The sequence below is a fragment of the Roseimicrobium sp. ORNL1 genome, assembly GCF_011044495.1.
GTDB lineage: Bacteria > Verrucomicrobiota > Verrucomicrobiia > Verrucomicrobiales > Verrucomicrobiaceae > Roseimicrobium.
On the sequence record NZ_CP049143.1, the window covers coordinates 4,676,285 to 4,689,212 of the forward strand.

Consider the following 12,928-nt stretch of genomic DNA (forward strand, 5'->3'; position numbering starts at 1 on the left):
CGATTGCTCGATCGAGCTGCCACCACACGCGGTTTCACCCGCCTCACATGGCACGTCCGCACCATAGATTCAGACGCGGCCGTCTCCCAAGCTCAGGCAGACCAGGCTGGCTTGATGATCTGCGGCCATGCAGCGTCGAAAACATATTCCACGCAATCCGCATGGTGAGATGCGAAGAACGGGGGGCTGGCAATCAGACGCACTCAAGCGGACGACCTCCGGACATGCGAATGCGAAAATCTGACTGGCAACACCTCGCGCTGCTGGCTATTCTGATGTCGCGGGAAGAAATGAAACCGGCCCTTCACAACCGTCTCCTGGCCTACACCTGGGAATTCTCGATTTCCATGGGAATCGCCAGTGCGATTGGATTCATGCTCCTCATCTTCCACCATGAGGGCGCACTCATCTGGGATTGGTTTGTTATTGGCATGATACTCCTGACGGCTGTGCCGACTGCCGGAATTGGATACTTCTTCGGGGCGATTTATATCTGGATGATACTCGGCCATGTTGCCGCAAGGATACAAGGCGCCCCCTTCTCAAAGGGCGATGAAGTGATGGTGCTGTCAGGCAAACACAAGGGGCGCGTGACACGCATATATCAAGTTTGGGAACCTCGCGGACAAATCCGGCTTGAGCTTGGAGAAGAGGCAAAGAAAGCCGTAACAGATGTCGTCTGCATTGTCACCGTCACGCGAACTCGCTGCAAAGAATCTGCGCAGGCAGTCCGAGAGCATCCTGCTGGAGCGTGACGCTTTGAGTGTGAGCGCGCCCTAGAACAAGGAGGGGGACTCGCCGAAGTCCCAGCGGTGGGCAATGGTGGGTGCGGAGCCGTACGTTGCGAAGCTCACGGATTGCTTCCTCACACTTCGGATAGCCACGCCGCATGACGGCACTAAGCTAGTGCCGCTCCTTGAACACAGTGTTTCTCACATCGCGATTCCCCTTTTCTCCCTGGTAAGGGGCACCTTCTCTAATCACGCAAACGTCAGGCCAGGGGCCCGACGCCCACTGTCGGACTGGAAGCCTAACCTTCGGGCTTCCCATGCGGACTATTGATCCCGTGCACGCTCCACACTTCTGCGAGAAAACTGAAATGAAATGCCTCGCTCTTCCATGCCGTTAAGCAAGGACCAGCCGTAGCACCTGCACTTGCATCCGCACCTGCGTCTGCACCCCAGCACGCACGCTCTCCTTCCATGAAACGTGTCCTCCTTTCCCTCCTGCTCCTCTGTTCGGCATCGCTCCCTCCCTGGTCCCCTTCCTTCGCCGCCTCAGCACCAGGCATGCTCGTGGAGAATGGCCAGCCGCGCTCAGAGATCGTCGTCGCAGAGAATGCCATGCGCCCCGTGCGACTCGCAGCGCAGGAACTGCAGGACCACCTGAAGAAAATCACCGGTGCACACGTGCCCATCGTGACCACCCCCTCTCCTTCTTCGTCGCAGGCACAGGTGATGAAGATTTTTGTGGGCCGCAGCACTCACACTGACAAGCTGAAGGTCTCCGCCGACGGCCTGAAGGATGGCGCATACCGCATGGTGTCTGGAGACGGTTGGCTGGCGCTCATCGGCGAGGATACGGAGTTCACTCCCATCGCACCGTTTGCGAAGAGCAATGCGGAGATCGCCAGCGGGAAGCTGCAGAGCGAGTGGGATGCCATCACTGGCGAGTTGTGGGGCGTGCCTCATCCCGGTCTCTATAAAAATCGCCTCCGTCTGCCCGGCACCACTGGCCTGCCGGATGCCCTGCGTGCGACACCAATCGCAAGTGCTCCCAATGCCGCGCCGATGGAGCTCTGGGGCTACGATGAACGCGGCTCGTACAACGCGGTGTGCGGTTATCTCATGGGGTTGGGCGTTCGCTGGTACATGCCGGGAGAGGTTGGCGAAGTGATCCCCACCCTGAAGTCACTTCCACTCCCCAAGGTGAATGAGACGGTGATTCCGGACTTCCCGATGCGCCGCTTCAACGTGAAGCTGGGCGTCTTTGGCGAAGACATGGCGAAGTGGGCCATGCGACTTGGACTGCGTGATCCCTATGGCATCCAGGTGGCACATGGACTGGATGATATGACGCACCGGAAGGAGATTTTTGAGAAGTATCCGGAGTGGTTCGCGCTGTATGGCGGCAAGCGGCACACCGCCCCTGACCAGCGGCTGAACCAGCTCTGCTACTCCAATGAAGAGCTCCTCCAGCACACCGTGCGCTACGTGCGCGCGCAGCTCGACCACTACAAGCTGGATGCCATTTCCGTAATGCCGCCGGATGGCTTCAGCGCGATGTGCCAGTGCGATAAATGCAAAGGCAAGGATACTCCCGAGCGCGGTCCCCAGGGCCTGCTCTCCGACTATGTGTGGGACTTCGTGAATCGCGTGGCGAAGGAAGTGCGCAAGAGCCACCCGGACAAGAAGGTCATGAACTGCGCCTACGGCGCCTACACGCTGCCTCCGCTGAAGATTGAAAAGCTGGAGCCGAATGTGGTCGTCTCGATTGTGGGTGGCCGTCGCCCTGCCAACAACCGGCCTGATGAGCAGGCCGCCATCAAAGAACTGCGTGAGAGCTGGCTGCCCAAAATCTCCAACCCACTCATCAATTTCGAAAACTATCCCCTCACCGAGCGTGGCTGGTACCTACCTGCCTACACGCCGCATGTCATGGGAGAGAGCATCAATGCGATCAAGGACACCTTCCAGGGAGAGGACATCTGGCTGAGCATGCGCCAGGATTTCGAGAAGACGGACCCTGGCTTCAATCACTTCCTCGTCTACTTCACCCAGCGCATGTACTGGGGTGGGCCGAAGCAGGATGTGGACGCGATGTTCCGCGAATACGTACGCCTCTTCTACGGTCCCGCGGAGCAGGAGATGCTGGCCTTCTTCGGCTACTGCGAGAACAACTGGCAGGACATGGAGAAGGACAAGGCGAAGGCAGACCACGCGCTCGCCCTCTTCGCCACCGCGAAGGCGAAAGCGGAGCCTGCCTCCATCCACGGTCGTCGGCTGGCGTTGGTCGATGCCTACCTCAACGGCCTGCGCAACAAGAGCGAGCAGCTTGGCAAGAAGCGCGGCCCCGTGCCGGTGTTTCGCCTCGTGGGTGAGGGCCGCGGGAAGATTGTCGTCGATGGCAAACTCGATGAGGAACCCTGGGCCAAAGTATTCCCCTCCGCCACGTGCCGCCTGCGTGAGCTCCAGACCGGTCGTCTGCCAACCTTCGGCACCACGGTGAAAGGCACGCTCATGGGGAATGATTTGTACCTCGCTTTCATTTGCGAAGAAGAGCCCGGCACGAAGCCACAGATTGGTACCTCAAGGAAAGATGATGCCGCACTGTGGTATGGCGATTGTGTGGAAGTGCTGCTGGAGACGAACTCTCACTCGTACTATCAAATCGCCGTGAGCCCCAGTGGCGCGGTGGTAGACCTCGACCGCTCGGCACCGCGCAATGCCTGGCTCTCGTGGGACTCGCAGGCCGAGGTGGCCACCAGCATGGCAGATGGTCACTGGATTGTGGAAATGCGCATCCCGCTCACGGACGACGAGAATGATCCGCTGCATCAGGTCATCGGCCAGAAACCCACAAAGAGCCTGCCGTGGTTCGTGAACTTCTGCCGCCAGCGCGTGCGTGAGGATGGACAGGAGCACAGCGCCTTCTCACCAACCGGCGCAGATCACTTCCACAATGCGATGAAGTTTGCCCATTTCTACAACGGCAACAGCTTCGACTTCGATGCGGCCGAGCCCGATGCGGATTTCCTCACGGCGATGCGCAAGGCCGCGGACCTCGACACGAGCAAGACACGCGAACAAGCCGTGGATGCCTACGTGAAGGCCTCAGAAGGCAAACTCTCCCCGCTGCAAAAATCGCACGCGCTCGAGAGTGCCGCCATCGCGGCAGGCCAGTTGCGCAAGTATGACATGGCAGACCAAATCGCTGCCACCATTCCCGTCGAGGCCGTGAAGAAGTCCGTGCGCATGCGGAATCTTCTCAATCAAGCAAAAGCGCCCCAGGTGGTCGCGGAGTACGCGAGCGAGGACATCACGAAGTGGCCCTTCTGGAAACGCGGCGATGGTTATTACACACGTGGTCGCGCCTATGCCATCACGAAGCAGGCGAAGGAAGCCGAGGCAGATCTCACCAGCGCCCTGCCGTGGATCGCTGACCGCCGTGTGCGCGATGCCACACTCCTCGCCCAAGGCCAGAACCGTGAGACCAACCTGAAGGATGCCGATGGTGCCCTCAAGGCGTATCACACCATCGTGGATGGCGTGGCACAGATTGGTTCCTCAGACCAATACGGAGCCCTGCACGGCATCGCCCGCATCCACACCCAGCGCGGTGAGTTTGATGCGGCCCTGAAAGCGCTGAACACCATCAATCTCGACAAAGCCCCCGGCATTCTGCGCACCACTACCCTGTTAGCGATTGGCGATACCCGACTCGCCGCAGGCAAGAAGGCCGAAGCATTGGCCGCTTATAAGACGGTGGCGGAGGACAAGACCACCGAGCCGCGCTTCAAGAAGACTGCGGAGGAGAAGATAGCGGGATTGAAGTGAGAAGTAGCGGGTGTAATCATTCCAGTAGAAATGCTCACCTTTCAAGAAGCACGAATCCTTGCCCTTGCTCATCTGCGGGAGATGGACCGTAGTGCGCGCAGCACGAATGAGAGTGTCATCATCGACTCAGCGACTGCATCCTTCGACTTCGGTTGGGTATTCTGTTATCAGAACCGTGAATATCTGGAAACCGGCAGGGTCGGCTCAGCCTATGCTGGCAATGCTCCACTTCTTGTGGACCGGCACACTGGACAGCTGCATGAGACCGGCACACACAGCCGCCTTGAGTACTTCGTGTCGAACTACCAGCTTACTGGTGATCCCCATCGCGAGCCCGTATGGCACCTTTCCTTTACGTTGCACGCTCCTTCGCCCGACATTCCTGCCGCAGTTCGGCTGTTTCGTGATCGCATGGCCATTTCGTTGGCTGAAGCGAAGCGGACCGTAGATGCACTGCTGACGGGTGAGAGTCGCTCCTTCGGAATAGGCACACGAGAGCAAGCCGAGGAAGTACGAGTTTGCTTTGCACATGTCGGCTTCCCCTCCGAACTGGTTCCGAAATAAACGACGCGGCCCCCTGCGTCACCGCCAGTGGGTCCCTCCCCAACGGTCCCCCTCTTGAACCACGCTTCATTTTGCAGACTACCTCTCCGTAGCCCTCGACTCCGCGGAGTGATTGAGCAAAATGAGTGGCAGCGCGTTTCGCCATCCACCCACCAACTCTACTTTGCGCTGCAGCATACACCGGGTGTGTCCCCGGCAGGGTGTTCATGTAGAGGCATGGGAAAGCACCTCTCCAGGCCTTCGCACAGACCACTCACCTCAGCCCCACGACTTCCATGCCCGAACTCACCGCTGCAGAAAGGGAGACTCTCACCTCCGCACAAGCAAACCTGATGACGGTGGCGACTCAGGGAGTCCACCGCCTCCCTCCCGATTTCACCAGGGGCACGCCCGAGGGGTTCGCACTGAACTTCGACAGGACGTTGGGCGAAGTGCAGGTGCTGCAGCATTACCGGGCCGGAGTAGCAGCCCTGCCGATGGATGGCACACAGGCTGCGGAACTGCAGGCCACGCTGAGGAATTTTGACCGTGAAATCGACCGCGGCCTCAGCTTGTTGCGGGCATATTCGGCCTATTCAGGCGCCACGAACGATCAACAGATTGCGCAGTTGCAAAGAGTGCAGGCTCTGGCCGACCGGCAGGCGAGCACCGTGGGAGTGCAGCCAGAATCGCGGCAGGCGGCGCTAACCCTCCAGAGTGACCTGCAATCCGAGATAACCACCAGGCGAGGTCGCGATTTTGGGACCGAAATCGTAAAACTGCCCGGGAGTCCGGAATACCAATCCAGCCTTACGGATGTGGATGTGGCTGTCAGGGCGCGCCAGAACATGGGTCGATTCATCCGGGATGATGCGACCACTGTCCTCGCTCGTGAGCCCGACCCCAAGACCGTCAGCGAGGTGAGGCAGTTGACTGAGGAACTCCAGGCCAAAAACTTGGAGCTTCACATTTACATGGATGAGGCATCCCTCCAGCGGTCGCAGGATGAGATTAACCACATTCGCATGGGCAGCTCCGACACCATCCAGGGAAAGAGCGGCGGCGGAGAAAAGGCAGGTGGCGCGGATCAGGCCACACGAAACTGGCTTGAGGCGTCGGACCGTGCCAGGGAAATTGCCCTCTCAGGGAGGCCCATCACACTCGCTCAGATCCAGGGGCTCAATCGGATCCTGAATCAGAACATGCCCGCGAATGACGGCACCCCCGGTCAGTTCCGGGACAAGACTGAGACTGCCGGCGGCGGCTCGCAGTATCCCTATCCCGAGCATGTGCCGCAGATGATGGAAGAGTACGTCCGCTGGTTTGAGCAGAACCAGCACCGCGACCCCATTGAGCTCGCGGGACTCTCCTATCAGAAGCTGGTGAGCATCCATCCATTCGACGATGCGAATGGCCGTACCTGTCGCCTCGTGGCGGACGCCATCCTACAGAGCAGAGGACTGCCACCTGCGTCCTATACGAGCGCCGAGGTCAATCTAGCCGTCTTTGGCCAGCCCCAGGGGGGCACGCAAAACATCACGCCGGATCAGGCCATCCAAACCGTGGGCACCGCCGTGCGGCGCAGCGTGGGAATCATGCAGCGGCACCAGCTTGCCATCGAGCAGGGACAGGAGGGCCCCTCCACTTCGTCCTCCAGCACGTCACACTCGCATTCCGGTCCGTCTTCCTCCTCATCCTCGAGTACTTCACAGTCTCATCCAGGCCCCCCTCAGCAAACTGTGCGTGATGCCCTCAAGTGGACTCGTGGGAATGTTCATCCCCCCGGGCAACAGCACTCCCATGGGACGGGGGCGCATCCTCCAGGCCATCTGGGATGATGCAGACACCCTACAGAGGTGGCATCTTCCCTTTTGGCGGGACCATCACCGAGACCCCTTGCCAGCCGGGCGGGACACGCTTTCATATCCCGCATGATTTCTCCAAGGTGGTGCCCTCCCGCTCTCGCATTGACCCTTCTGGCATTTGCCGGGGCAGGCTCCCCGCTCCATTCCCAGCAGCTCACCGCCGACCCCGCCACCCCGCTCCTGCTCAATGACGTCCACTCGCGGCTCAATGCCACCACGGTGGCAGAGGTGCTGAAGCCCGTGACCGTGGATGAGGTCATCACTGCCGTGAAACGGGCGAAGGAAGAGAAGCGCTCGATCAGCATCTCCGGCGCACGTCACTCCATGGGCGGCCAGCAGTGGGCGAAGGACTCGCTGCATCTGGACATGCGTGGGCTGAACAAATTCATCGCACTGGACGCAGAGCGAGGACTCGCCCGTGCGGAGGCCGGCATCACCTGGCCAGCTCTGGTGGACGCCCTGGAAAAGGCGCAGGCAGGAAAGGAACCCATCCTCAGCATCACGCAAAAACAAACCGGGGCAGATGAACTCACCCTGGGCGGCGCTGTCTCGACCAACATCCATGGCCGCGGCCTGCTGTGGCGCCCTTTCATCCAGGACATCGAATCCATCACCCTTGTCGATGCCGACGCGAAGGTGCGAAAAATCAGTCGCACGCAGGAGCCGGAACTCTTCAGCCTGGTAGTGGGTGGCTATGGTCTCTTCGGCGTGATCACCGAGGTGGAGATTCGCCTGCGTCCACGACTCAAGCTGGAGCGCGTGGTGGAGGTCATGCCCATCACGGGCGTCACGCAACGCATCGAAGAACGCATTCGCGATGGCTTCGTGCTCGGCGATTTCCAATTTTGTCCCGATGAGAAGTCCGACAACTTCCTGAAGGAGGGCGTCTTCTCCTGCTACAAGCCCGCCGCGCCAGGCACCGCCATGCCAGTCTCACAGCTCTCTCTGAATCCGGAGCGCTGGCGCAATCTCATCGTGAAGGCACACACGAACAAGGCAGAAGCCTGGAACGACTACACCACCTACTACAAGAAGACTTCCGGCCAGTACTACGGGCTGGATCGCGCGCAGTTTAATCACTACGACGTGGACTATGAGGAGCGCATGCAAGCCGCGACGAAAGAGGTACCCGCAGGCTCGCTCATGATTCTGGAAGTCTATGTGCAGCGTCCCCTGCTGGAGGACTTCATGGCCGCCAGTGCCGAGGACTTCCGCAAGCACAACACCAACGTGATCTACGGTACCGTGCGCTTCATCAAGCGCGATGGCGAAAGCTTCCTCCCCTGGGCCAAAGATGACTACGCGTGCATCGTTTTCAATCTGCGTGTCACGCACACCCCCGAAGGCGTGGAGAAGGCCAGAGGCGAATTCCGCCGGCTCATCGACCGAGCCCAGGCCCGCGGCGGCAACTTCTTCCTCACCTACCATCGCTGGGCCACGAAGGAACAAATGCTCAAAGGCTATCCCCAGTTCCCACAGTTCCTGAAGCTGAAGAAACACTACGATCCGGAGGAGCGGTTCCAGAGTGAGTGGTATCGATATTGGAGGGAAGAATTCAGTAAGCAGTAGGTCAGTAGACAGTATTCAAATGGATGTATCCCCAGATCTCTATCGGTTACTGACTACTGACCTGCTGATTACTAAAATGTCCCATTCCCTCCGCATCACTCTCCTCTGGACCTGCACCGCGCTCTTCCTTGCGCGAGTGATGGGGCAGATTCTGGTGGGCATCTATCCAGGAGCTCCCATGCTACCCGAGTGGAAGGAATGGTATTCAGGCCTGCTACCTTATCCCTGGCTGGTGCTTTCGCAGCTTCTCCTGCTCATGTTCATGACCGTGGTGAATGTGGACACGGCACGGCGTAGCGGGCACTTCTGCGTGGTGAGCGCCACCGTGCGCTGGCGGCTGAATCTCTTCGCGGCTCTGTACGCAGGGTCCATGGTGTTCCGCTACACCTACCGCATGATCACCATGCCGGAGGAGCGCTGGTTCGGCGGCACCATTCCCATCTGGTTTCACTTTGTACTGGCGGCGTGGGTGTGGCTGGTGGCGGTGAAGTCGAAAACACCCAAGGCTTCCGGTGCGAACGTCTCGTGACTGCAACGGCACTTCTCAGTTTCAGTCTCCGAAGTTTTCTCTGCGCCTCTGTGTTTGATTCGTCCTGCCGTCCTCACCCTTCGGGCTGCTTCGCAGTCGTCTCGCTCCGCTCGGCGCTGTGTTGAATCCAGTGCACGCGACTACTCCCATCTCCCCTTGGGCTCGCTGGAGCCCCCTTACACTCCACGCGTAGCCACCATCCCCTCGCGTGCAGCCCACAACGCAATGTCCTCCTTGCGTATCGCAGCAGCCATGAGCTGGGGAAACTTGTCTGGGGTGCAGGCAAAGCTCGGCACGCCCAGAGCACTCAGCTTTGCTGCCAACGCTTGATCATACGCTGGAGCGCCTTCATCGCTGAGGGCGAGCAGGGTGATGAACTGCACGCCAGACTGCACCAGTTCCGCGGCGCGCTGGAGCAGATTCTTTTCTACACCACCCTCGTAGAGGTCGCTGATGAGCACGAGAATGGTCTCCTGCGGCTTCGCGACGAGGCTCTGGCAATAACCTACCGCGCGATTGATGTCCGTGCCTCCGCCGAGCTGGGTGCCAAAGAGCAGCTCCACCGGGTCATCCAGTTTCTCTGTCATATCCACCACGGCCGTGTCGAAGACTACCAACTGCGTCTTCACCGCAGGCAGTGAGGCCATGACCGCGCCGAAGATGCTGGAGTACACCACGGAGGCCGCCATGGAGCCGCTCTGGTCGATGCACAGCATGATGTCCCGCTGCGTCTTCTGCGCCTTGCGGCCATAGCCGATGAGCGTCTCCGGGACGATAGTGTGATACTCCTCCTGATAGTGCCGCATGTTTGCACGGATGGTGCGGTTCCAGTCGATCTCGGCAAGGCGCGGGCGGCGGTTGCGCACGGCACGATTCAACGCGCCGGTGACGGCGGAGCGCATGGGCTCCTCCAGCCGGCGCATGAGATCCTCCACCACTTTGCGCACCACGAGTCGTGCGGTGTCCTTCGTCTTCGCTGGGATGGCTTGGTTCAGCGAGATGAGGCTGGCCACCAGATGCACATCCGGCTGCACGGCCTCCAGCATTTCCGGCTGGAGCAGCATCTCCCGCATGCCTAGGCGGTCGAGCGCATCCTGCTGCATCACCTGCACCACGCTGGAAGGGAAATACTTCCGGATGTCTCCCAGCCAGCGCGCAACTTTCGGTGCGGACTTTTCCGTGCCACCACGGCGCGGACCAGAGTTCAATCCACCTCCACCGTCCGGCTCATAGAGAGCGGAGAGCGCCTTATCCATTTCGAGGTCATCGCCCGCCAGGCCGCCGCACGCGCCTTCCGCGCTGCCGCCGAGGATGAGCCGCCAGCGGCGCTGACGTTCGGTGTCGGAGATGGTGGCAGGGGAAGTCATAGGTGGAAGGAGGCGGGCTTTAGAAACCACTAATGAGCACTAATAGGACACTAATTTTGGAGGACGCTGCGGAATGTCTGGGACTGGAATGGCGTGGTGTATCAGGAGTGGTGTGTATTACTGGGAAGGGAGACCGAGAATCTGCCGCAGCACCGGGATGGGTTTCTGGGCGCGTTCGAGATTCCAGTCTAGGTCGGTAGTGGCAGCGGCATGTGCGGCACCGGTGCTGGCACTCCCACCGCCACGCTGCTTCGCGCGCTCGCCAAGCTGCTGACGCTCGGTCCCTGGGAAAAGGGCAAAGGTGCGGCGCACGAGAGGGAGGATGCGTGTGAAATGCTCCTCGTGCAGGGAGGCCACCCAGCCATTCACGGTTTGCCAGAGGCGGTCGTCATGGAGCAGGACCATGCCGCTCTGCTGGAGGAACCCTTCCAGCCAGGCAGCGGCGGGCGCGGGATCGTGGCCGATAGAGAGCGCCTGGCTCATGCGCTGCTCGGTGAGTTCCAAATCATCGGCACGTTCGTCAAAACGGATGCGCGCGGCGAGCCCTTCCACCAAGCCGTGTGAACCATCGAGCACGGCAATCCGCCCCAAGGCGGGCAGCCAGTTTTCCAGATGCTCCTGCTTGCCGATGAGCTTAATGGCCTGATGCGCACCGAGAATGCGCTTCCGCATGGCGGCAGCGGCATCATCATCGAGCGAAGCACACGCACCGCTGAGCCCGATGCAGGCGCGTGAGACGAGTCCATCCAGCACGTGACCCACGAGTGAGGCATCGGTCTGGCGCACGTTGCCGTAGCGGAAGATATTTGCGAGGGGCGGGATGGCATCAAGCAGTTGGGAAGTATCGCCCGCCACGGCGGCAAAGTTCTCCAATGCCTGCGTCACTTGTGCAATCGCCTGCGGCAGATTCGCCAGCAGCACGCGATCCACCAGCGCAGAGAGCTCGGGCAGCGAGCCAGCGTTCTGCGCCTTGTCCAGCGCGAGTGCGGCGGCCGCATCCACAATGGTCTGCCCCCAGCGACTAGCCTCGATGATGCTGATGGCGAACTCGGGCTGCCATTGCAGTTGCCACACTTCGTGGAAGGTGCCCTTCGCAGAGCGGCCCGTGCCCCGCACTTCACCCCACTTGATACCCAGCAGGCTCAGCCGGTGCAGCAGGTGGCTGCGCGCGAGGTCATTTTCATTGCGCAGGTCGAGGTCGAGCTCCTTCGCTGGCGCCTCGGGCTTCATGCGGAGGCTGCGCTGCTGCTTCTCGAGGTCCTGCTGCAGCGGCACGGCAGGCACGCCCGGTGGCACACGCCCCATGCGCTCACTCACCACCAGCTTGCGATGAATCAGCGCCAGCGGTCCGGACTCACCCATGCACATCACCGCGCGGATGGCTTCGTTGATTTCACCCAGGCCCGCATGAGGTCGCTCACTCATGGCAGCAATCGTCTCCGCGAGTCGTGCGGCCTCGATGACATGCGCGGAGGAGCAATCGATGTCCTCCTCGCGCAAAAGACGCGCCACCTTCGAGATCCAGCCGATGGCTCGCGCTCCCCCATCCTGAGTGTCACACTTCCAGAGGAACTCATACCAACCTGGAGAGAGCACACCGGCACCATAGCCGCTCGCGGTCGTGAGCCTACCATACGTCCACGGTGCCCAGGTCGCAGTAACCTTCACCTTTGGCAGTCCCTTGAGCAGATCGTTGTCCGCCTTCGCCGCAGGCATGGTGGCGAGTGCAGGCACGTGCCATGCACCGCATACCACCGCGATATTCTTGAAATCCTCCTTCTCCGCGGCACGCAGGCACTTGCGCATGTGAGCCTCCCGCAGGGCCTCGCGACGCGCAGCACGCTCAGTCATGCGGCGCGGCACATCCGTGCGCACGGTGGTCATCGCTTCTTGGATGGCCGCGAACAAACCCGCGCTATCGCCATCACGACGCTCTTCCACGAGGTGATTCCACCAGGACTCGCCATCATCATAACCAGCAGCACGTCCCAGCCAGTCGAGGGGATCAAGTCCCGGGTCTTCCATCTCGGGTTCCCCGGTATCCTCGCTCTTTTCCTCCCCTGCCACCGCATTCTCTGTCGGCATGGCATCTTCCGATGCCGCCTCGGGTGTTTCCGATTCCACCGGACCACTCTCGGGCGAAGGCATAGTCACAGCAAGCTTGTCCTCCTTCCGCAGTGCCAGATCATGCACCTGCGGCAGGTCGATAAAGCGCACCGGAATTCCCTTTGCCAGGCCATACTTCACCGCCTGCCACTCTGGCGAGAAGACGGTGAAGGGATAAAACGAAGCGAGTGAGGTATCCTCCGGGCAATAGCACAGCAGCGAAACAGGCGGTTCCATCTCACCATCCAGCACCAGGCTGAGCACGGCCTCCGCCTCCGGCGGTCCCTCAATGAGCAGGCAATCCGGAGACGTCTCCTCAAGCGCACGCAGGAGCGAGCGAGCACAGCCGGGGCCGTGATGTCGGATGCCAAAGAATTTCGTTTGTGCCCCCAT

Annotated in this window: 8 protein-coding genes; 6 read left to right on the plus strand and 2 right to left on the minus strand. The window is 60.5% G+C overall.

Annotated features, from left to right (window positions below; all coding sequences use genetic code 11):
* Positions 1 to 230 precede the first annotated feature (230 nt).
* From G5S37_RS19035 to G5S37_RS19060, 6 genes are all read left to right on the plus strand, one after another.
* Entirely contained in the window at positions 231 to 755 is a 525-nt protein-coding gene (locus G5S37_RS19035) for a KOW motif domain-containing protein (protein WP_165206034.1), read from the plus strand.
* A 447-nt stretch (positions 756 to 1,202) separates the two neighbouring features.
* Positions 1,203 to 4,556 carry a DUF4838 domain-containing protein gene (locus G5S37_RS19040; protein ID WP_165206035.1) on the plus strand — a complete coding sequence of 1,118 codons (3,354 nt, stop codon included), beginning with the start codon at positions 1,203 to 1,205 and terminating at the stop codon, positions 4,554 to 4,556.
* A gap of 30 nt (positions 4,557 to 4,586) precedes the next feature.
* Positions 4,587 to 5,120 carry a YrhB domain-containing protein gene (locus G5S37_RS19045; protein ID WP_165206036.1) on the plus strand — a complete coding sequence of 178 codons (534 nt, stop codon included), beginning with the start codon at positions 4,587 to 4,589 and terminating at the stop codon, positions 5,118 to 5,120.
* A gap of 275 nt (positions 5,121 to 5,395) precedes the next feature.
* The gene (locus G5S37_RS19050) at positions 5,396 to 6,937 is read left to right on the plus strand and encodes a Fic family protein (RefSeq protein ID WP_165206037.1); all 1,542 of its coding nucleotides are present in this window, start codon (positions 5,396 to 5,398) and stop codon (positions 6,935 to 6,937) included.
* A 129-nt stretch (positions 6,938 to 7,066) separates the two neighbouring features.
* Positions 7,067 to 8,533, plus strand: a complete 1,467-nt coding sequence (locus G5S37_RS19055; protein ID WP_206026057.1) for an FAD-binding oxidoreductase — start codon at positions 7,067 to 7,069, stop codon at positions 8,531 to 8,533.
* 76 nt (positions 8,534 to 8,609) lie between these two features.
* Positions 8,610 to 9,062, plus strand: a complete 453-nt coding sequence (locus tag G5S37_RS19060; RefSeq protein ID WP_165206039.1) for a hypothetical protein — start codon at positions 8,610 to 8,612, stop codon at positions 9,060 to 9,062.
* A 176-nt stretch (positions 9,063 to 9,238) separates the two neighbouring features.
* On the opposite strand, the gene G5S37_RS19065 is transcribed toward G5S37_RS19060, so the two are convergent.
* Together G5S37_RS19065 and G5S37_RS19070 are read right to left on the minus strand one after the other, a co-directional pair.
* On the minus strand, positions 9,239 to 10,429 hold the full coding sequence (locus G5S37_RS19065) for a VWA domain-containing protein (protein WP_165206040.1): 1,191 nt from the start codon (positions 10,427 to 10,429) through the stop codon (positions 9,239 to 9,241).
* Positions 10,430 to 10,546: 117 nt separating this feature from the next.
* The gene (locus G5S37_RS19070) at positions 10,547 to 12,928 is read right to left on the minus strand and encodes a DUF5682 family protein (protein ID WP_165206041.1); all 2,382 of its coding nucleotides are present in this window, start codon (positions 12,926 to 12,928) and stop codon (positions 10,547 to 10,549) included.